Here is an 18,673-nt window from a genome sequence, read left to right as displayed (position 1 = left end):
TCTAGAAAACCAAACGATCGTTCCGGAAAAGGAAGTTTCAACGTGAAGCGACTATTCTGCTTGGCCGCGATTGCGGCCGCACTGATGGGGCAAAGTATTACCGCACAAGCCGCAGGCGTTGAGTTTGCAGTGGGTGCGACCAGCGATTCGACCATGACTTATCGCCTGGGCATGAATTTCGATTGGGACCAGAGCTGGCTGCAAAGTGATGTCGGTCGCCTGACCGGTTACTGGAGCGGCGCTTACACTTACTGGGAGGGTGACAAGACTTCCAGCAACAACAGCCTGTCGTTCTCGCCGGTATTCGTTTATGAGTTTGCCGGTCAGTCGGTCAAGCCGTATGTTGAGGCGGGCATTGGTGTCGCAGCGTTCTCCAACACCAAGTATGAAAGCAACAACATCGGCGGCTCTTTCCAGTTCGAAGACCGTATCGGTTTTGGTCTGCGCTTCAATGGCGGGCATGAAGTGGGGATTCGTGCAACGCACTATTCCAACGCCGGCCTGGCCAGCAGCAACGACGGTGTAGAAAGCTACGCGCTGCATTACACGATGCCGCTGTAAGCAAAATCAAAAGATCGCAGCCTGCGGCAGCTCCTACAGGAAACCCAATCCCCTGTAGGAGCTGCCGCAGGCTGCGATCTTTTTGCTTCTAATCAGCAGTAAGCAGTGGCAATCCCTTTGCGCTCTTCAATGCACTCCGGTGCACCCATCTCGAATTCGCGACAGATCAGCGGGCGTTTCTCGTAGATCGTGCACATCATGCTGTCGCGATCCAGTGCCGCGCACCAGCCGTCGTCCAGACGCAGCATCACTTCACCACCCCACTCATCGGTATCGATAAAGCGTTCGGGCACGCCGGTGTCGGTGATCAGCATCACTTCGAGCTGGCAACAGCACGCTGCGCAGGTCGAACACGTGACCTCTGGCTCGGTGATTTGCTGGTGGGGAATGGTTTTCATGGGGCGCAGTGTAAGGCAGCCGCCGGTTGCTGTGTGAAAGGCCTGACAGACGCTCAGTGCGCCAGCCGCCGAGCCATCGCATGCAGTAACGGAAACAACAGCGCCCAGAGCAGGCCGATGCCGATCAGGGTCGGCAGTTCACCGTAGGGAAATTGCACTCCGGCCAAGCGTCCACCGCTGTAATAGGATAGGGCGCCACCCACCGCGCCGAGCACGCTGGCCAGCCACCATGGTCGGGCGCTCCATTGCAGGCAGTGACGCAACGTGGTGGCGAGCAAGGCCCAAAGCAGCATCAGCCACAGCGGAATCAGCGGTGCCGGATCCTGAAAATCGAAAACTCCCGCTGCGCGCAACACGCTGTCCACCGCCGTACCGACAATCACCACGCTGAGGATCAAACGGCCTTCCGCCGCCCAGCTGCTGATCCAGCCCAGATGGATCACCAGCACCACCAGGGCCAGCAGCAACCACAGACTGTTGCCGCCGAGCACACAAGCCAGCCAGCCGACCTGGAACAACACGGCGTTGGTCAGCCGCTCAAGCATCGAAGCGTCCGAGCAACGGCGCGGGCATCGCGGCCGGTTTGGCCAGCAGCAGTTGCGCGGTGCCGATAGTGCGCTCGAGGAACCCGCCTTCGCAGTAGCACAGGTAAAACTCCCACAGCCTGAGGAAATAATCGTCGTAACCCAGCTCGCTCAACCGCCCGTGGGCGCGACGAAAGTTCTCATTCCACAGGCGCAGGGTGCGGGCGTAGTGCAGGCCGAAGTCTTCCATGTGCAGCAGGTTCATGTCGGTCTCGCGGCTGACCACTTCGAGCATTTTCTGCACGCTGGGCAGGGCGCCGCCGGGGAAGATGTAGCGCTGGATGAAGTCGACGCCGCGCCTGGCCTGCTCGTAACGTTGTTCGCGGATAGTGATTGCCTGCAACAGCATCAGGCCGTTGCTCTTGAGCAGGTGCGCGCACTGTTTGAAGTAGGTCGGCAGGAAGCGATGGCCGACCGCTTCGATCATCTCGATCGACACCAGTTTGTCGTATTCGCCGGTGAGGTCGCGGTAGTCCTTGAGCAGCAGGGTCACCCGATCCTGCAACCCCAGTGCTTCAATGCGCTTGGCGGTAAACGCGTACTGCTCTTTCGACAGTGTTGTGGTGGTGACGCGGCAGCCGTAGTGCTGCGCGGCGTAGAGCGCCATGCTGCCCCAGCCGGTGCCGATCTCCAGCAGATGATCCTCGGGTTTGAGCGCGAGCTTCTGGCAGATCCGTTCCAGCTTGTTCAGCTGCGCCTGTTCCAGGCTGTCGTCGGGACTGAGGAACTGCGCTGCCGAATACATCATGGTCGGGTCGAGAAACTGTTCGAACAGATCGTTGCCGAGGTCATAGTGCGCCGCGATGTTTTTCTGCGAGCCCTTGCGCGTGTTGCGGTTGAGCCAGTGCAGGCCTTGCACCAGCGGCCGGCTGAGGCGAGCCAGGCCGCGCTCCATCGCGTCGAGCACGTCGAGGTTGCTGACGAACACGCGCACGACCGCCGTCAGGTCCGGCGAACTCCAGTAACCGTGGATAAACGCTTCGCCGGCGCCAATCGATCCGTTGCCGGCAACCATGCCCCAGACCGCTGCGTCCTGCACATGGATTTCGCCGAGCAGGTGGCTGCCCGGCGTGCCGAACATCAGGCGTTCGCCGTCCTCGACCACCAGCAATTGCCCGTGTTTGAGCTGACTGAGTTGCCGCAAAACGCCGCGACGCAGCAGCGAACCGGTCAAACCGTTGGTGCTGAGGCGACTGACCGACAGGCTAGAGGATTTCATGGCGGTGCTCCTTGGGAGGCACAGTGGCGATCTGAAAGCTGCCGTCGGCAGCCTGATGAGCAAAAATCGGGGCACGCTTGAGCAACAGGCGCACGGCTTGCCAATAAATCGCCAGACAGGTTTTCGCGGTCATCCACGGAAAACGTCGCAAGTAGCGGTGCAGGCTGTGGCGGTCGAGGGGTTCGCGCTGCAGATTGAGCGTGGCGTCGAACAGCTTGTGCTCACCTTGCCAGTCGGCCATGTGCACACCGAGCTTTTGCGCCGCCGGGCTGAAGCTCATGCGGTACTCGAGATCGCGCGGCAAAAACGGCGAGACATGAAAGGCCTTGGCCACGGCAAAGTGCTGGTGAAAGTCTTGCAGGTCGGTCGGTGCGCTGGCCGGCAGCACGTAGTGATAACGCTCGCGCCACGGCGTGTTGGTGACTTCGCAGAGAATCGCCGCCAGTTGCCCGTCGGCCTCGTGGCAATAAAAGAAGCTCACCGGATTGAATGCCAGACCCCAACTGCGCGGTTGGGTCAGCAGGCAGATCGAACCCTGCGGTTGATGGCCGATGGCGACGCCGACTTGCTGGCGTACCGCATCGATCAGGCGCATGCCGCTGCCGGTGAAGGTTTTCAGGTAGTCGGTTTCGCGAAACGAAAACGGGGCAAAGCGGCTGCGACTGGCGAATGGCGACAGGCCGAACACGGCGTCCTGTTCCGCCAGATCGAGGTACAGCAGCCCGATCCGGTAACGGAATTCGTGGCGTCTGGGCGAAAAGCGCCGATGGCCGATCCAGCCGCTGTACAGGGCACTGTTCATAAGTTTTCGCCAAAGGCGGCGGCCACGCGCAGGGCACTGACCACACCGTCCTCATGGAAGCCATTGGCCCAATAAGCGCCGCAGTAGTGGGTGTGCTGCTGACCGTCGAGTTCGGCCCAGCGGTTCTGCGCCGCCACAGCCGCGAGGCTGAATTGCGGGTGGGCGTAGGTGTATTTGGCGAGCACCTTGAACGGGCTGATCCCGGCGCTCTGATTGAGGCTGACGCAGAACGTGGTATCGCTTTGAATGCCCTGCAGAATGTTCATGTCGTAAGTGACGGCCGCGTGGGTATGGCCGGCGCCGCTCAAGCGATAGTTCCAGCTGGCCCACGCCAGTTTGCGGGTCGGCAGCAGGCGGGTATCGGTATGCAGCACGACTTCGTTGTCGGCATAGGGCAGGGCACCGAGGATCGAGCGTTCCGCCTGGCTTGGCGTACCGAGCAGTTGCAGGGCCTGATCGCTGTGGCAGGCGAGCACGACTTTGTCGAAACGCTCGATGCCGGCGGCGCTGTGGATAACTACGCCGTGTTCGTCGCGATCGATGCGCGTCACCGGACAACTGAGGCGAATCTTGTCCTGGAAGGAGGCCGTCAGCGGCGCGACATAGGCACTTGAACCGCCCTCGATCACCTGCCATTGCGGGCGATCACTGACTGACAACAGTCCATGATTCTTGAAGAAGCGGACAAAGAATTGCAGCGGAAAATTGAGCATTTCGGCCATCGGCATCGACCAGATCGCCGAGCCCATCGGCACGATGTAATGCAGGATGAAACGTTCGCCATAACCGCCAGCCTTGAGGTAATCGTCGAGCGTGGTATCGGCGGCAATGCGCTGTTCGGCGAGGTCGCGCTGGGCTTCTTTATTGAAGCGCAGAATGTCACGCAACATGCCCCAGAATCCCGGTGACAGCAGGTTGCTGCGCTGGGCGAACAGACTGTTGAGGTTGTTGCCGTTGTATTCCAGGCCGGTGTCCGGGTCGGTGACCGAGAAGCTCATTTGCGTCGGTTTGAACGACACGCCGAGCTGGCCGAGCAAGCGAATGAAATTCGGGTAGGTCCAGTCGTTAAAGACGATGAAGCCAGTGTCGACCGCGTATTCGCGGCCATCGACGGTCACCTGCACGGTGTGCGTGTGGCCGCCGACCCAGTCGCTGGCCTCGAACACCGTGATGTCGTGTCGGCGATTGAGCAGGTGGGCGCAGGTCAGGCCGGCGATCCCGCTGCCGACAATGGCGATCTTCATATCGGGTCTCGCAGCGGTGGATTGCTGCGCACCATGCGCTTGCCGATCGCCAGTTGCAGGCGCGCCGGCAGCTTGGACAGTGGCCACAGCGCCGCCATGAACAGCGCCGGAAAGGCGATTTCCAGCGGACGATCCTTGAGCTTGGCGAAGATGTGCCGCGCCGCTTTATCCACAGGCCAGCTTAACGGCATCGGGAAATCGTTTTTCGCGGTCAGCGGGGTTTCGACAAAACCCGGGCTGATGATGGTGACTTCGATGCCCTCGTCCGCCAGATCGATGCGCAGCGATTCAAACAGGTAACGCAGCCCGGCTTTCGACGCGCCATAGGCCTCGGCCCGGGGCAGCGGCAGGTAGGTCACGGAGCTGGCCATGCCGATCAGATGCGGCGCGGTACCTTTGCGCAGCAATGGCAGGGCTGCTTCGATGCAGTAGCTGCTGGCGAGCAGGTTGGTGCGCACCACGTGTTCGATGATCGAGGCATCGAACTGGCGCGCGTCGACGTACTCGCAGGTGCCGGCATTGAGGATCACGCTGTCGAGCGAACCCCAGGCCTGTTCGATCTGCTGGCCGATTTCGCGCACGGTCTGACTGTCGGTCAGGTCGCCCGCGACCACCAGCACTTGCCCCGGATAACGTTGCGAAAGCACCTTGAGCGGTGCCACCTGACGCGAACTGACAGCCAGATGCGCGCCGCTTTTCAGAATGTTTTCCGCCAGAGCAGCGCCGATGCCACTGCTGGCACCGGTCAGCCAATAACGCCGTGGAGGTGTACGACTCATCCCATTCTCCTTTTCAGCCAGGCGATCACCCGGCCCAATACGGGTAAATGTTCATACAGCATGGCCCCGGCATCGAAGTAATCCCGGTGGCGATAAACCTTGTCGCGCCAGAGCAGGTGCGAACACCCGGCGACGCGAATCAAACGACCGCCAGCCAGATGCGGGTGGCGATAACTCATGACCCAGCGCAGGTAACCTTCACCGTCACCGATCTGGTCGAAGCCGTGGAAATCGAAGCGCAGTTCGCTGACGTTGGCGTACAGCTCGCTGAAGTAATCTCGCAGTTGCGCCAGCCCCTGCACTTCATGCAGTGGGTCGGTGAAGTGAATGTCATCGCTGTACAGCTCGCCCAGACGTTGCAAGTTGTCTTTATCCAACCCGGCAAACTGCTGGGCGAAGCGGCGCAGGAATTCACTCATGGGCCTCTCCGATAGACGAGCGCGACGGCAGGTTCTTGAAGGCCGCCAGCGCCCGTTCGCGCGAAGCCCCCAGATTGACGATTGGCGCCGGATAATCCGCCACGCCGAACAGCCCGCCGGCACTGGCCGGGTTGTGCACTTCCTTCTTGTTCAGGCCGGCCAGTTCAGGCAACCAGTGCTTGATGAACAGGCCTTCGCTGTCGAATTTTTCCGATTGGCTCAACGGATTGAAAATGCGGAAGTACGGCGCCGAATCGGTGCCGGTCGAGGAGCTCCATTGCCAGCCACCGTTGTTCGCCGCCAGATCACCGTCGATCAGGTGACGCATGAAAAAGCGTTCGCCTTCACGCCAGTCGATCAGCAGGTTTTTGGTCAGGAACATCGCCACAATCATCCGCAGCCGGTTGTGCATCCAGCCGGTTTCCAGCAGTTGGCGCATGGCTGCATCGATGATCGGCAAACCGGTGCGCGCCTCTTGCCAGGCCGCCAGATCGTCCGGTGCATCCCGCCAGGCCAGGGCTTCGGTTTCCGGGCGAAACGCGCGGTGGCGCGAAACCCGTGGGTAGCCGACCAAAATGTGTTTGTAGAACTCGCGCCACAGCAGCTCGTTGATCCAGGTCACCGCGCCGACCTTGCCGCTGTCGAACTCGCCCTGATTGCTTTGCAGGGCCGCCTGCAGGCATTGGCGTGGCGAGATCACTCCGGCGGCGAGATAGGCCGATAGTTGACTGGTGCCGGGTTTGGCCGGGAAGTCGCGTTCGCTCTGGTAGTAGTCGATCTGCGCGTCGGCGAAGGTATCGAGACGGCGCCGCGCTTCCTGTTCACCAGCCGGCCACAGGGCGCGCAATGTCTCGCCAGGTGTTGCAAAACCTTCGACGGATGCCGGCACCGGATCGCTGTCGATAGTCAGCTTCGCTTGCTTGCCGGGCGCTTTTACCAGCGCCGGCATCGAGCGGTGCAGGCGTTCATAGCAGACCTTGCGGAACTGACTGAACACCTGAAAGTAGGTTTCGGTTTTGGTCAGTACCGTACCGGGCTTGAACAGCAGTTGATCAAGATAGCTGTGGAAAGCGATGCCTTTGCTCTTCAGGGCCACGGCCACTGCGGCATCGCGACGGCTTTCGTGAACGCCGTATTCTTCGTTGACGTGCACGGCCTCGATGTTCAGTTGCCGACAAAGCTCAAGCAGCACCGCCGGAGCCTGATCCCAATGGTCGGCGGTACGCAGCAACAACGGGATGTTCAATGCGCCGAGGCTGGCACTCAATTCACGCAGGTTGCGCAGCCAGAAGTCGACCTTGCACGCGGCGTCGTCATGTTCCAGCCATTGCTGCGGGCTCAGCAGAAACACGGCAACTGTCGGCCCGCGCGCTGCGGCGGCCGCGAGAGCGGTGTTGTCATGTTGGCGCAAGTCGCTGCGCAGCCAGATCAATTGCATCGCGGTTTCCATCAAATCAGCCCACGCTGAACCAGTTCCTGATGCGCCGAGAGCGGGTCTGCGGCCAGGATCAAATCAGCGATCTCATGAGTTCTTACGGACAACTCGGTCTGGTGGATGCATACCGTTGGTCCGACCAGCAGTTTGGGAACACTGACGCCATTCAGCAGTTTTGGCAGCTGCGCCAGATTCATCGCCTTGCTGGAATACAGCAGCACGCCGCGCGCTTGCAGGTGATCGACCGCCAGCGCCAGTTCTCCGGCCGGTAGCGGCCAGTCGAACACTTGCACCGGGCAGTCGGCACTGCTGATCAGCCACGCGCATAGCCACAGGTGCGGTTCCAGTGGCAGGTCGGAGTGATTGATCAACAGCAGCGGCGCGGTGTGTAACTGTCGATTGTTATGGTAGATGCGCGCGCCGAATTTGCTGCGTAACCACGAATAAAAGAACCCGCGCTCCATCTGCGCACCGAACTGGCCTTGCCAGCGCTGCTCGAGTTCGGCCAGCAGCGGCAGCAGCAATTGCTCGCACAGGGTGCGCGGCGGATACAGGGCCATGGCCTGATTGATGCTGTCGTCGAGACTGCGTTCATTGAGACGGGTGACGGCGTCGAGCAACACCTGGCGCTGGCGCTGCCAGTCGTTTTCCACCGTCTCGGTAAAGGCTTGCGGAGTGTCGAGAAGCGGCTTGACCTGACTGACCGCCACGCCGCGGTTGAGCCAGGTCAGAATGGTCAGGATTCGTTGCACATGTTCGCTGGAATACAGGCGATGGCCCTTGGGCGTACGTTGCGGCACGATCAACCCGTACCGGCGCTCCCAGGCGCGCAGGGTGATGGCGTTGACCCCGGTCTGCCGCGCTACTTCACGGATCGGCAGCCAGCCTTCGTCGAGGGCTTTCTTGAAGTCGGCACCCAGGTCTTCCTGGGCGCTGGTGTCGAGTTTGTCGTTCATCAAATGGCGTTTCGCAGGCTGAGGTTTTCCGGATGCGGCTGCAGGTAAACCTGCTGCGCAATGTAGGGATCCGGGTGTTGGCGAAAGTGGTGTTTGAGCAAGGTCAACGGCACCACCAGCGGCACGATGCCGTGGCGGTACTGGCCGATCACATGCTGCATTTCCTGTTTGTCTTCAGGGCTGATTGCCTGTTTCAGGTAGCCGCTGATGTGCTGCAGGACATTGCTGTGGGTGCGGCGGGTGGCGCATTTCTTCAACGCGCTCATCAACTCGCTGAAATAGTGCGGGCCGAGTTCGACCGGATCGGTGTTGCCCATGTTGCCCAGCAGTTTGCCCAGGGCTTTGTATTGCTCCGGGTTGTGCGCCATCAGCAGGTATTTGTAGCGCGAGTGGAATTCGGTCAGTGCGCGGCGGCTCAAGCCTTGTTCGAGCACCTGCTGCCAGGCGCTGTAGGCGAGCACGCGGGTGATGAAGTTTTCCCGCAGCACCGGATCGTTCAGGCGCCCGGCTTCTTCCACCGGCAGGTCAGGGTGCTGCGCGCAGAACGCCTGGGCATAGATGCCACGGCCACCACCGTTCACCGGCGCGCCGTTGGCGTGATAGACCTTGACCCGCTCCAGACCGCACGAAGGCGACTGCTGCATGAAGATGTAGCCGCAGATGTCATTGAGCTCGCCGGCCATTCTCTGGCCGTAGGCGGCCAGCGGTTCGGTGACATTGATTTGCGGGTTGACCGTGCCGACAGCTTCAGGAGCATCGGGGTCGCCGACCAGGCGGATCGGTTCACGGGGGATGCCCAGGCCAATGGCGACTTCAGGGCATACCGGGACGAATTCGAAATGCTCGGCAAGGGTGCGGCTGCACAGCCGTGATTCCTTGTGTCCGCCGTTGTAGCGCACTTCAGCGCCCATCAGGCAGGCGCTGATGGCGATTTTGGGCCGGGAAGCAGAAAGGTCGGACATGCGCACCTCGAATCTATTCCTGTACAGACAGTTATCTCTGTACAACTTTTCCTCAGCATAGATTCATGCGTGTACAAGTCAAATCATTTGTATAAGTTTTTGCGGGTTCCCCCAATCCCCTGTGGGAGTGAGCCTGCTCGCGATTGCGATATGTCGGCCGCGTTGATGTTGACTGATACGACGCCATCGCGAGCAGGCTCACTCCTACAGGGTGTTTATTTCCAGCCCAGTAGCCAGTGATCGTTGTTCTTCAGCGTCTGCCAATCGAGGCGTGCGGCGCGCTTGGTCAGCACCGCCTGCAACTCGATCTCCAGCACCGTGCCTTCCTCATCACGGAACAGCTCGGTCACCAGAAAATGTTTTTCGCGGTTTTGCGGGTGGGCTGCTGTCCACTTCGACAGCAGCAGTTTCTGCGGATTGATGCGATTCATTGCAGGTGTTCGTGCAAACGGCGTGCAGCTTCCTGGCCACTGAGCCAGGCCCCTTCGACACGCCCGGACAGGCACCAGTCGCCGCAGGCGTAAAGGCCCAGATCGGCATCGGCCAGCGTGGCCCATTCGTGGCCGGTCGCAGGGCGGGCGTAGAGCCAGCGGTGGGCGAGGCTGAAGGTCGGAGCGGGCATCGCACTGTGCAGCAGTTCGGCGAATGCACCGTGCAGTTGCTCGATGACGGCTTCCTTGGACAGGTCGATGTGTTGCCGGCTCCAGGCGCTGCTGGCATGCAGCACCCAGGTGTCGCACGTGGTGTCGCGTCCCGGCTTGCTGCGGTTGCGCGCCAGCCAGTCGATGGGACTGTCCTGCACGAAGCAGCCTTCGATCGGCGTATCCAGGGGCGTGTCGAAGGCGAGGGCGACGGCCCAGGTCGGGTCCATTTTCACCCCGGCGGCCGCTCCGGCCAGTTTCGGTGCGGCGGCCAGCAACGCCGTGGCTTGCGGCGCTGGCGTCGCAATCACCACATGGCTGAAGGGACCGTGGGTGAAGCCTTCGGCATCCTGCAGGTGCCAATGTTCTTCACCGCGAAACACCTCTGTGATGCGGCAGGCGAAGTGCACTTCCAGACCGTCGAGCAGACCTCGGGTGATGGCGCTCATGCGTGGCGTGCCGACCCAGCGCGTCTGCTCGTCCGGCGACAGGTTCAGTTGCCCGCCCTGAAAGGTGTAGAGCTGCGGCGTCCACTCGGCGACCCAGCCCAGGCTTTGCCAGCGTTGCACTTCGGTGACGAAACGCCGGTCGCGGGCGGTGAAGTATTGCGCGCCCATGTCCAGAGAGCCGGCGTCGCTGCGTTTGCTCGACATGCGCCCGCCACTGCCGCGGCTTTTGTCGAACAGCTGGACGGTATGTCCGGCCTCTGTCAGCGCCTGCGCGGCGGAGAGTCCGGCGATGCCGGTGCCGATGATTGCGATAGGTACAGTCATAGGGGCCTCGTTTACCTTTCTGTACAGACTACGCCGTCAATGAAACCTGTACAATTTTGTTTTTTGGTATAACTTCTAGCGTTCTCGTTCTGACAGCTTGGCCTATGGTTAAACAATAGAGCCTGCCCGATAGAAAAGATCCCTGCTTATAAAAATAGACTAGTGATCCGGGTAAAACGCCACGCGAGGAAGATGTCATGCACATATTGCTGACCGGCGGTACTGGTTTGATAGGCCGTCAGCTCTGCCGACACTGGTCGGGGCAGGGCCATCAATTGACGGTGTGGAGTCGCCGCCCGGAAAAGGTCGCGAAAATCTGTGGCGCGCAGGTGCGCGCGATTGCGCGCCTCGAAGACTTCGGCAACGAGCCGCTGGACGCGGTGGTCAACCTCGCCGGTGCGCCGATCGCTGATCGACCATGGACCCATCGGCGCAAGGCGTTGCTGTGGAGCAGCCGCATCACCCTCACCGAAACCCTGCTGGCCTGGCTGGAAACACGGCAGCAGAAACCGGCGTTGTTGATCTCCGGTTCTGCAGTCGGCTGGTATGGCGACGGCGGTGAACGCGAGCTGACCGAAGAGTCGCCGCCAGTGATCGACGATTTTGCCAGTCAGTTGTGCATCGCCTGGGAGGAAACCGCCCAGCGTGCCGAAGGCCTGGGCATTCGCGTGGTGCTGGTGCGTACCGGGCTGGTGCTGTCGGCCGAGGGCGGCTTTTTGTCGCGGCTGTTGCTGCCGTTCAAACTCGGGCTGGGCGGGCCGTTGGGCAATGGCCGGCAGTGGATGCCGTGGATTCACATCGATGATCAAATCGCCCTGATTGATTTTCTTCTGCACCGCGATCAGGCGAGCGGTCCTTATAATGCCTGCGCACCGAAACCGGTGCGCAATCGCGAGTTTGCCAAGACGCTGGGCAGCGTATTGCACCGCCCGGCGTTCATGCCGATGCCGGCCCTGGCCCTGAAGGTCGGTCTTGGCGAAATGTCATTGCTGTTGCTGGGCGGTCAACGGGCCATGCCGGCACGCTTGCTGGAAGCGGGTTTCACTTTCCAGTTCACGGATTTGCGCGCGGCTTTGGATGATCTCTCCGGCCGCCTTTGAAATAGGACGATGCATGACCGATCACGCCTTGCTTCTGGTCAACCTGGGTTCCCCGGCCTCCACCTCGGTGGCCGATGTACGCAGCTACCTCAATCAATTTCTGATGGACCCGTACGTGATCGACCTGCCGTGGCCGGTGCGGCGGCTGTTGGTGTCGCTGATCCTGATCAAGCGCCCCGAGCAATCGGCCCATGCCTACGCTTCGATCTGGTGGGAGGAGGGCTCGCCGCTGGTGGTGCTCAGCCGCCGCCTGCAGCAACAGATGACCACCCAGTGGACCCATGGCCCGGTGGAACTGGCCATGCGTTACGGCGAGCCGTCGATTGAAACCAAATTGCTGCAACTGGTCGCAGCGGGGCACAAGCGCATCACGCTGGCGCCGCTTTATCCACAGTTCGCCGACAGCACCACGACCACAGTGATCGAAGAAGCCAAGCGGGTGATTCGCGAGAAGAAGCTCGATGTAAAACTCTCGGTGCTGCAACCGTTTTACGATCAGCCTGAGTACATCGACGCGCTGGTCGCCAGCGCTACCCCGCATGTGCAGCAGGACTACGATCACTTGCTGTTGAGCTTCCATGGCTTGCCGGAGCGGCACCTGACCAAGCTCGATCCGACCGGCAGTCACTGCTTGAAAAACGCGGATTGCTGCAAGAACGCTTCGCCGGCCGTGCTGGCCACCTGTTACCGCGCCCAGTGCATACGCACCGCCGCCGAGTTCGCCAAGCGCGCGGGCATTGCCGATGGCAAATGGTCGGTGTCGTTTCAGTCGCGTCTGGGCCGGGCGAAGTGGATCGAGCCGTACACCGAAGCGCGGCTGGATGAACTGGCGAAAAACGGCGTGAAAAAGATTCTGGTGATGTGTCCGGCGTTTGTCGCCGATTGCATTGAGACGCTGGAAGAGATCGGTGATCGCGGCAAGGAACAGTTCCGCGAAGCAGGGGGCGAGGAGTTGGTGCTGGTGCCGTGCTTGAATGACGACCCGCAATGGGCGAAGGCGTTGGCGACCCTGTGCGAGAGAGCGCCGTTGGCGCTGTAGCTGTTGTGGCGAGGGAGCTTGCTCCCGCTGGGCTGCAATGCAGCCCCAAGCCCTGCGGACGCGGTTCACAGGAAACCGCATCCGCCGAGTTTATGACTGCTTCGCAGTCAAGCGGGAGCAAGCTCCCTCGCCACAGGTCATGAGCCAGATTTCAAATTAGCGGCTCATCGGCCTTCTTGTGCTTCCAGCTGTCATTGCCCGGCAGGATCAGGTTCAGCGCAATCGCCACCACCGCGCACAGCGCGATGCCTTTGAGGCCGAAGTCGTCCGGACCAGTACCGGTGCCGACCAGCACGCCGCCGATACCGAACACCAGGGTCACCGACACGATCACCAGGTTGCGCGCTTCACCGAGGTCGATCTTGTGCCGGATCAGGGTGTTCATCCCCACCGCCGCGATCGAACCGAACAACAGACACAGAATCCCGCCCATCACCGGCACCGGAATGCTTTGCAGCAGCGCGCCGAACTTGCCGATGAACGCCAGGGTGATGGCGAAGATCGCCGCCCAGGTCATGATTTTCGGGTTGTAGTTCTTGGTCAGCATCACCGCGCCGGTCACTTCGGCGTAGGTGGTGTTCGGCGGGCCGCCAAACAGACCGGCTGCCGTGGTAGCAATGCCGTCACCGAGCAGGGTGCGATGCAGGCCTGGTTTCTTCAGGTAATCACGACCGGTCACGCTGCCCACGGCAATTACGCCGCCGATATGCTCGATGGCCGGAGCCAGGGCTACCGGAACGATGAACAGGATCGCCTGCCAGTTGAACTCCGGCGCGGTGAAGTGCGGCAGGGCGAACCATGGCGCCGCCGCAATCTTCGCGGTATCGACCACGCCGAAATAGAACGACATGGCAAAACCAACCAGCACGCCGGAAATGATCGGCACCAGACGGAAGATGCCTTTACCGAACACCGCCACGATCAAGGTGGTCAGCAGTGCCGGCATCGAGATCATCATCGCGGTCTGGTAGTGGATCAGCTCGGAACCGTCACCCGCCTTGCCCATCGCCATGTTCGCGGCTATCGGCGCCATGGCCAGGCCGATGGAGATGATCACCGGGCCAATCACCACTGGCGGCAGCAAGCGGTCGATGAAACCGGTGCCCTTGATCTTCACGGCCAGGCCGAGGAAGGTGTAGACGAAACCGGCCGCCATCACGCCGCCCATGGTCGCGGCGAGGCCGAACTGGCCCTTGGCGAGAATGATCGGGGTGATGAAGGCAAAGCTCGACGCGAGAAACACCGGCACCTGACGCCCGGTGACGATCTGGAACAGAATCGTCCCTAAACCCGCGGTAAACAGTGCCACGTTCGGGTCCAGGCCCGTGATCAGCGGCATCAGCACCAGAGCGCCGAAAGCCACGAACAGCATCTGCGCGCCGGACAGCACCGTGCGCCAGAGCGGATCGTTGAACTCTTGCTGCATGCTCACGCGTCCTTCTGCTTGGTACCGAAGATCTTGTCACCGGCGTCGCCAAGCCCAGGAATGATGTAGCCGTGTTCGTTCAGGCGCTCATCGATGGACGCGGTGTAGATGGTCACGTCCGGGTGAGCCTGTTCTACGGCAGCAATGCCTTCCGGCGCGGCAACCAGCACCATCGCGCGGATGTCCTTGCAACCGGCTTTCTTCAGCAGATCGATGGTCGCGACCATGGAGCTGCCGGTGGCGAGCATCGGGTCGATGATCATCGCCAACCGTTCGTCGATTTCCGGAACCAGTTTCTCCAGATAGGTGTGGGCTTGCAGGGTTTCTTCGTTGCGGGCAACGCCCACCGCGGAAACCTTGGCACCCGGGATCAGGCTCAGCACGCCTTCGAGCATGCCGATACCGGCGCGCAGGATCGGCACGACGGTGATCTTCTTGCCGGCGATTTTCTCCACCGACACAGTGCCGCACCAACCGGCGATATCGTAGGATTCGAGCGGCAAATCTTTTGTAGCTTCATAGGTCAACAGGGCGCCGACTTCCTGAGCAAGCTCACGGAAATTCTTGGTGCTGATATCGGCGCGGCGCATCAGGCCGAGTTTATGGCGGATCAGCGGATGGCGGATCTCGAGGATGGGCATGGAAAAACTCCGGCGGCGGGCAAAAAAACCGGCCTAGATTAATCTATCCGAGGGTGATGTCCTATAGGACATTGAGTACGTTAGTCCATTAAGGCTTGATTCGGCCTCACGGGATGCGTACCTTTGCCCGCTTTTCCGAAAACATCCCCCTGGAGAGCGCCATGTCCGCTGATCTCGAGCATATCCGTCAAATCATGCGAGAGGCTGACTGCCTGTACACCGAATCTGAAGTCGAGGCCGCCATCGCCCGCGTCGGTGCACAAATCAACGAACAACTGGCCGACAGCAACCCGGTGGTGTTCTGCGTGATGAACGGCGGGCTGATCTTCTCCGGAAAACTGCTGACTCACCTGCAATTCCCGCTGGAAGCGTCCTACTTGCACGCGACCCGTTATCGCAACGAAACCAGCGGCGGCGACCTGTTCTGGAAAGCCAAGCCGGAAGTCTCGTTCATCGACCGCGACGTGCTGATCATCGACGACATCCTCGACGAAGGTCACACCCTGGGCGCGATCATCGACTTCTGCAAACACGCCGGCGCGCGCAAAGTGCACACCGCCGTGCTGATCGACAAGGATCACGACCGCAAGGCGCGGCCAGACCTGAAGGCAGACTTCGTCGGCCTGCCATGCATTGACCGCTACATCTTCGGTTACGGCATGGACTACAAAGGTTACTGGCGCAACGCCAACGGGATCTTTGCCGTTAAAGGCATGTAAGCAAGATCAAAAGATCGCAGCGTTCCGCAGCTCCTACAAATTCCGTGTAGGAGCTGCGGAACGCTGCGATCTTTTGCTTTTAAAAGACTGCTAAAGTGCTCGGCCCCGCCCTCCGGAGCCTGTCATGCGCCTCTTGATCCGCAGTATCGCCGCGTTGTTGCTGACCTTCAGCCTGCCGCTTTTTGCCGCGCCGATGCACAGCCAATTCCTGCCGCCGGACGACCTGACCCTGCGCGATGCCGAACCCGAACAGCAGCAACTGCTGCAAGTCACCGATTATTCGGTGGTGGTCGGTGCGCAACGCCAGTCCAACCAGCAGCCGATTCCGGTCACATCGCCGCTGATGATCCGCCTCAAGGGCAAGTCGCTGAACAAGGGCGCAACCATCGCCCAGGTGCTGGTCAATTTCGATGGCGAAAGCAAAAGCCTGAAAAAACCGGTTTATGACGACAAGAGCAAAACCCTGACCCTGTTCTACCCGCTGGCCCAGTACCGGGTGGTGATCGATCTGCTGCGCAACGACACCGTGTATGTACAGTTCCTCAGTTATGCCAACGGCCACATCTGGGCCGATCTGCACACCGGGGCCGTTCGTTCGCGTTGAGCCGGGTGGCAGGGCAGGGGTAAACTGCCCGCCCCGTGTAATGTCTGCGAGCTGGAGTCGGCAATGCGTAAAGATAAGAAACAGGTGATTGGTGACGAGATCGGCGATGAGCAGATCAAGCTGTTCCTCGATTTTGAGCCGGTCGACGCCACTTCGCCGTCGCTGCACAAACTGGTCAAGGCCTACCGTGGCCTGCGCATCGACGATTTCGAGCGCTTCCTGACGTTCTTCGTGGCCGCCGGTTATGACGTGGATGGCAAGGATGAGCACGGTCAGACGTTTGTTGATCTGATCAAGGATCAGCGTAATGCCCCGGAATACATTGAGTTGATCGACAAGGCCCGCGCCTGACACCGTCCCTGTGGCGAGGGAGCTTGCTCCCGCCGGGCTGCGCAGCGGCCCCAAACTCTTGTGAGCGCTGCGCACTCAAGCGGGAGCAAGCTCCCTCGCCACAGAGGTCAGTGTTTCAAATTTCGGCCATAAAAAAACGCCCCGCACTCACTGAGTACGGGGCGTTTTTTTATGCTGCAAGGTCAAGCGAAGCTTGGGGTCTCGCTGCTTTCTTCAACCAGTTCCAGAGCGATGTTGTTCTGCGTGTTGATCTTGCGATACAGCGCAGCATCGGTTTCCAGGACTTTCTCGCGGGCCGGGAAGATCTCCGCCAGTTTGGCTGCCCACTCACCCTTGGCCTTGGCCGGGAAGCATTTCTCGATCAGCTCGAGCATGATCGAAACGGTCACCGAAGCACCTGGCGAAGCGCCGAGCAGGGCGGCGAGGGAACCGTCTTTCGCCGCGACCAGTTCGGTACCGAATTGCAGGATGCCGCCCTTTTTCGGGTCTTTCTTGATGATCTGTACCCGTTGGCCGGCCACTTCCAGGCGCCAGTCTTCGGCTTTCGCCTGCGGGTAGAAGCGGCGCAGGGAATCCAGGCGCTGCTCCATCGATTGCATCACTTCGCTGACCAGGTACTTGGTCAGGTCCATGTTGTTTTTCGCCACCGCCAGCATCGGCCCGATGTTGCCGGCGCGAACCGACATCGGCAGGTCCATGAAGGAACCGTGCTTGAGGAACTTGGTGGTGAAGCCAGCGTATGGCCCGAACAGCAGGGATTTCTTGCCGTCGACTACACGGGTGTCCAGGTGCGGCACGGACATCGGTGGCGAACCCACGGCGGCCTGGCTGTAGACCTTGGCCTGGTGCTGCTTGACCACTTCGGGGTTGTCGCAACGCAACCACTGGCCGCTGATCGGGAAGCCGCCGAAACCTTTGCTTTCTTCGATGCCCGAAGCCTGCAGCAACGGCAGGGCTGCGCCACCGGCGCCGAGGAAGACGAATTTGGCGTCGACTTCGCGGCTGTTGCCGCTGTTGACGTCCTTGATGCTGACGGTCCAGCCGTTGCCGTTACGCTTGAGGCCGGTGACGCGCTTGCAGTATTTGACCTGGGTGTCCGGAGCGCTGGTCAGGTGCTTGAGCAACTGATTGGTCAACGCGCCGAAGTTGACGTCGGTGCCGTTCATCACGCGGGTGGCAGCCAGGACTTCGTCCGGCGAGCGGCCCGGCATCATCAGCGGCATCCACTCGGCCATTTTGGCCTTGTCTTCGGTGTATTCCATATCGGCGAAGGCGTGGTGCTTGTGCAGCACGTTGAAGCGTTCCTTGAGGAACGACACGCCTTTGTCACCCTGCACGAAACTCAGGTGCGGCACCGGGCTGATGAAGGACTTGCACGAGCCGAAGGTGCCTTTCTTGGTCAGGTACGACCAGAACTGCTTGGACACTTCGAACTGGGTGTTGATGTGCACGGCTTTCTTGATGTCGACGCTGCCGTCGGCCGCCTGCGGGGTGTAGTTCAGCTCGCACAGGCCGGCGTGGCCGGTGCCGGCGTTGTTCCACGGGTTGGAACTCTCCGCCGCACCGGAATCCATCAACTCGACGACTTCCAGCTTGATCGCCGGGTCGAGCTCTTTGAGCAGTACCGCCAGGGTGGCACTCATGATGCCGGCCCCAACCAGAACTACGTCGACTGCTTCGTTATGCGCCATTTAACGCGTCTCCAAAATCTGCAGCACCAAATTGTCGGCATGGCTGCCAGGGAGTGACGGGGCAGGTCAGTTGCGCCCCGGATACCCGTGGTCAGGTTCGCCATGTCCGAATCTTCGCAATTTTTCGCAACTTCGACGGATGCATGCGGCCTGGCTTCAGGAGCTCAATGAACTCATTTCAGCACGCGGCTGGCAATTCGACTTATGGTCGAGACATCCGTTTTGTGCAACCAAATCCGTAGCGGACAGGCTTCAGGCTCCGATGTTCGAGGTATCCCCGGTCCTGTGTCGTTGGGCTGTTTCAGACGCTAATGGTGCATGTTCAGACG

21 protein-coding genes are annotated in these 18,673 nt (G+C 60.7%); 6 read left to right on the top strand and 15 right to left on the bottom strand.

What is annotated here, in order from left to right; all coding sequences use genetic code 11:
* Positions 1-42 precede the first annotated feature (42 nt).
* Positions 43-561, top strand: a complete 519-nt coding sequence (locus tag ABV589_RS09935; RefSeq protein WP_007967661.1) for an acyloxyacyl hydrolase — start codon at positions 43-45, stop codon at positions 559-561.
* A gap of 92 nt (positions 562-653) precedes the next feature.
* On the opposite strand, the gene ABV589_RS09930 is transcribed toward ABV589_RS09935, so the two are convergent.
* From ABV589_RS09930 to ABV589_RS09875, 12 genes are all read right to left on the bottom strand, one after another.
* Positions 654-959, bottom strand: coding sequence for a YkgJ family cysteine cluster protein (locus tag ABV589_RS09930; RefSeq protein WP_367085710.1), 306 nt, complete (start codon positions 957-959; stop codon positions 654-656).
* 53 nt (positions 960-1,012) lie between these two features.
* Positions 1,013-1,504: a DUF2878 domain-containing protein gene (locus tag ABV589_RS09925; protein WP_367085709.1), complete on the bottom strand. Its 492-nt coding sequence runs from the start codon at positions 1,502-1,504 to the stop codon at positions 1,013-1,015.
* Complete coding sequence (locus ABV589_RS09920; protein ID WP_367085708.1) at positions 1,497-2,762, bottom strand: cyclopropane-fatty-acyl-phospholipid synthase family protein; 1,266 nt, start codon at positions 2,760-2,762, stop codon at positions 1,497-1,499. The genes ABV589_RS09925 and ABV589_RS09920 overlap by 8 nt, the downstream gene beginning before the upstream one ends.
* A complete protein-coding gene (locus ABV589_RS09915; protein ID WP_367085707.1) occupies positions 2,749-3,564 on the bottom strand; it encodes a DUF1365 domain-containing protein in 816 nt (271 codons plus the stop codon). Before ABV589_RS09915 ends, ABV589_RS09920 begins: the two co-directional genes overlap by 14 nt.
* Positions 3,561-4,808 carry an FAD-dependent oxidoreductase gene (locus tag ABV589_RS09910; protein ID WP_367085706.1) on the bottom strand — a complete coding sequence of 416 codons (1,248 nt, stop codon included), beginning with the start codon at positions 4,806-4,808 and terminating at the stop codon, positions 3,561-3,563. Before ABV589_RS09910 ends, ABV589_RS09915 begins: the two co-directional genes overlap by 4 nt.
* On the bottom strand, positions 4,805-5,587 hold the full coding sequence (locus ABV589_RS09905) for an SDR family NAD(P)-dependent oxidoreductase (protein ID WP_367085705.1): 783 nt from the start codon (positions 5,585-5,587) through the stop codon (positions 4,805-4,807). The genes ABV589_RS09910 and ABV589_RS09905 overlap by 4 nt, the downstream gene beginning before the upstream one ends.
* Positions 5,584-6,006, bottom strand: coding sequence for a nuclear transport factor 2 family protein (locus tag ABV589_RS09900; protein ID WP_367085704.1), 423 nt, complete (start codon positions 6,004-6,006; stop codon positions 5,584-5,586). Before ABV589_RS09900 ends, ABV589_RS09905 begins: the two co-directional genes overlap by 4 nt.
* Complete coding sequence (phrB, locus tag ABV589_RS09895; protein WP_367085703.1) at positions 5,999-7,444, bottom strand: deoxyribodipyrimidine photo-lyase; 1,446 nt, start codon at positions 7,442-7,444, stop codon at positions 5,999-6,001. Before phrB ends, ABV589_RS09900 begins: the two co-directional genes overlap by 8 nt.
* Positions 7,445-7,455: 11 nt before the next feature.
* On the bottom strand, positions 7,456-8,397 hold the full coding sequence (locus tag ABV589_RS09890; RefSeq protein ID WP_367085702.1) for a MerR family transcriptional regulator: 942 nt from the start codon (positions 8,395-8,397) through the stop codon (positions 7,456-7,458).
* Positions 8,397-9,359 (bottom strand): DUF523 and DUF1722 domain-containing protein, encoded by a 963-nt coding sequence (locus ABV589_RS09885; protein ID WP_367085701.1) that lies wholly within the window; start codon positions 9,357-9,359, stop codon positions 8,397-8,399. The genes ABV589_RS09890 and ABV589_RS09885 overlap by 1 nt, the downstream gene beginning before the upstream one ends.
* Positions 9,360-9,574: 215 nt before the next feature.
* Positions 9,575-9,790, bottom strand: a complete 216-nt coding sequence (locus tag ABV589_RS09880) for a TIGR02450 family Trp-rich protein (protein ID WP_367085700.1) — start codon at positions 9,788-9,790, stop codon at positions 9,575-9,577.
* The gene (locus ABV589_RS09875) at positions 9,787-10,773 is read right to left on the bottom strand and encodes an FAD-dependent oxidoreductase (RefSeq protein WP_367085699.1); all 987 of its coding nucleotides are present in this window, start codon (positions 10,771-10,773) and stop codon (positions 9,787-9,789) included. The genes ABV589_RS09880 and ABV589_RS09875 overlap by 4 nt, the downstream gene beginning before the upstream one ends.
* 197 nt (positions 10,774-10,970) lie before the next feature.
* Between ABV589_RS09875 and ABV589_RS09870 the strand changes: the two genes are divergently transcribed.
* Together ABV589_RS09870 and hemH are read left to right on the top strand one after the other, a co-directional pair.
* Positions 10,971-11,873 carry a TIGR01777 family oxidoreductase gene (locus ABV589_RS09870; protein WP_367085698.1) on the top strand — a complete coding sequence of 301 codons (903 nt, stop codon included), beginning with the start codon at positions 10,971-10,973 and terminating at the stop codon, positions 11,871-11,873.
* 13 nt (positions 11,874-11,886) lie between these two features.
* A complete protein-coding gene (hemH, locus tag ABV589_RS09865) occupies positions 11,887-12,912 on the top strand; it encodes a ferrochelatase (RefSeq protein WP_367085697.1) in 1,026 nt (341 codons plus the stop codon).
* Positions 12,913-13,063: 151 nt separating this feature from the next.
* Here the strand turns inward: hemH and ABV589_RS09860 are convergent, their stop codons facing one another.
* Both ABV589_RS09860 and upp read right to left on the bottom strand, forming a co-directional pair.
* Positions 13,064-14,338, bottom strand: a complete 1,275-nt coding sequence (locus tag ABV589_RS09860; protein WP_007951684.1) for a uracil-xanthine permease family protein — start codon at positions 14,336-14,338, stop codon at positions 13,064-13,066.
* Between the two features lie 2 nt (positions 14,339-14,340).
* Complete coding sequence (gene upp / locus ABV589_RS09855) at positions 14,341-14,979, bottom strand: uracil phosphoribosyltransferase (RefSeq protein ID WP_003228118.1); 639 nt, start codon at positions 14,977-14,979, stop codon at positions 14,341-14,343.
* Positions 14,980-15,140: 161 nt separating this feature from the next.
* Between upp and ABV589_RS09850 the strand changes: the two genes are divergently transcribed.
* From ABV589_RS09850 to ABV589_RS09840, 3 genes are all read left to right on the top strand, one after another.
* Entirely contained in the window at positions 15,141-15,698 is a 558-nt protein-coding gene (locus ABV589_RS09850; RefSeq protein ID WP_016987197.1) for a hypoxanthine-guanine phosphoribosyltransferase, read from the top strand.
* A gap of 124 nt (positions 15,699-15,822) precedes the next feature.
* On the top strand, positions 15,823-16,302 hold the full coding sequence (locus ABV589_RS09845; protein ID WP_367085696.1) for a hypothetical protein: 480 nt from the start codon (positions 15,823-15,825) through the stop codon (positions 16,300-16,302).
* Positions 16,303-16,365: 63 nt separating this feature from the next.
* The gene (locus ABV589_RS09840) at positions 16,366-16,653 is read left to right on the top strand and encodes a PA4642 family protein (RefSeq protein WP_367085695.1); all 288 of its coding nucleotides are present in this window, start codon (positions 16,366-16,368) and stop codon (positions 16,651-16,653) included.
* 182 nt (positions 16,654-16,835) lie between these two features.
* Here the strand turns inward: ABV589_RS09840 and mqo are convergent, their stop codons facing one another.
* The gene (gene mqo / locus ABV589_RS09835; RefSeq protein WP_367085694.1) at positions 16,836-18,344 is read right to left on the bottom strand and encodes a malate dehydrogenase (quinone); all 1,509 of its coding nucleotides are present in this window, start codon (positions 18,342-18,344) and stop codon (positions 16,836-16,838) included.
* Positions 18,345-18,673 lie beyond the last annotated feature (329 nt).

Source organism: Pseudomonas sp. HOU2, assembly GCF_040729435.1.
In the GTDB taxonomy this organism is placed as follows: Bacteria; Pseudomonadota; Gammaproteobacteria; order Pseudomonadales; family Pseudomonadaceae; genus Aquipseudomonas.
The sequence above is the reverse complement of the archived record's forward strand: the minus strand, read 5'-3'. Positions and strand labels throughout refer to the sequence as shown.

Bases quoted from the DNA above. Each gene is read 5' to 3' on its own strand.
- ABV589_RS09850 (WP_016987197.1), top strand. From the start codon at position 15,141: ATGTCCGCTGATCTCGAGCATATCCGTCAAATCATGCGAGAGGCTGAC.
- ABV589_RS09885 (WP_367085701.1), bottom strand. From the start codon at position 9,359: ATGTCCGACCTTTCTGCTTCCCGGCCCAAAATCGCCATCAGCGCCTGC.
- ABV589_RS09840 (WP_367085695.1), top strand. From the start codon at position 16,366: ATGCGTAAAGATAAGAAACAGGTGATTGGTGACGAGATCGGCGATGAG.
- ABV589_RS09880 (WP_367085700.1), bottom strand. From the start codon at position 9,790: ATGAATCGCATCAATCCGCAGAAACTGCTGCTGTCGAAGTGGACAGCA.
- ABV589_RS09900 (WP_367085704.1), bottom strand. From the start codon at position 6,006: ATGAGTGAATTCCTGCGCCGCTTCGCCCAGCAGTTTGCCGGGTTGGAT.
- ABV589_RS09915 (WP_367085707.1), bottom strand. From the start codon at position 3,564: ATGAACAGTGCCCTGTACAGCGGCTGGATCGGCCATCGGCGCTTTTCG.
- mqo (WP_367085694.1), bottom strand. From the start codon at position 18,344: ATGGCGCATAACGAAGCAGTCGACGTAGTTCTGGTTGGGGCCGGCATC.
- ABV589_RS09870 (WP_367085698.1), top strand. From the start codon at position 10,971: ATGCACATATTGCTGACCGGCGGTACTGGTTTGATAGGCCGTCAGCTC.
- ABV589_RS09920 (WP_367085708.1), bottom strand. From the start codon at position 2,762: ATGAAATCCTCTAGCCTGTCGGTCAGTCGCCTCAGCACCAACGGTTTG.
- hemH (WP_367085697.1), top strand. From the start codon at position 11,887: ATGACCGATCACGCCTTGCTTCTGGTCAACCTGGGTTCCCCGGCCTCC.
- ABV589_RS09890 (WP_367085702.1), bottom strand. From the start codon at position 8,397: ATGAACGACAAACTCGACACCAGCGCCCAGGAAGACCTGGGTGCCGAC.
- upp (WP_003228118.1), bottom strand. From the start codon at position 14,979: ATGCCCATCCTCGAGATCCGCCATCCGCTGATCCGCCATAAACTCGGC.
- ABV589_RS09925 (WP_367085709.1), bottom strand. From the start codon at position 1,504: ATGCTTGAGCGGCTGACCAACGCCGTGTTGTTCCAGGTCGGCTGGCTG.
- ABV589_RS09875 (WP_367085699.1), bottom strand. From the start codon at position 10,773: ATGACTGTACCTATCGCAATCATCGGCACCGGCATCGCCGGACTCTCC.
- ABV589_RS09860 (WP_007951684.1), bottom strand. From the start codon at position 14,338: ATGCAGCAAGAGTTCAACGATCCGCTCTGGCGCACGGTGCTGTCCGGC.
- ABV589_RS09905 (WP_367085705.1), bottom strand. From the start codon at position 5,587: ATGAGTCGTACACCTCCACGGCGTTATTGGCTGACCGGTGCCAGCAGT.
- phrB (WP_367085703.1), bottom strand. From the start codon at position 7,444: ATGCAATTGATCTGGCTGCGCAGCGACTTGCGCCAACATGACAACACC.
- ABV589_RS09845 (WP_367085696.1), top strand. From the start codon at position 15,823: ATGCGCCTCTTGATCCGCAGTATCGCCGCGTTGTTGCTGACCTTCAGC.
- ABV589_RS09910 (WP_367085706.1), bottom strand. From the start codon at position 4,808: ATGAAGATCGCCATTGTCGGCAGCGGGATCGCCGGCCTGACCTGCGCC.
- ABV589_RS09930 (WP_367085710.1), bottom strand. From the start codon at position 959: ATGAAAACCATTCCCCACCAGCAAATCACCGAGCCAGAGGTCACGTGT.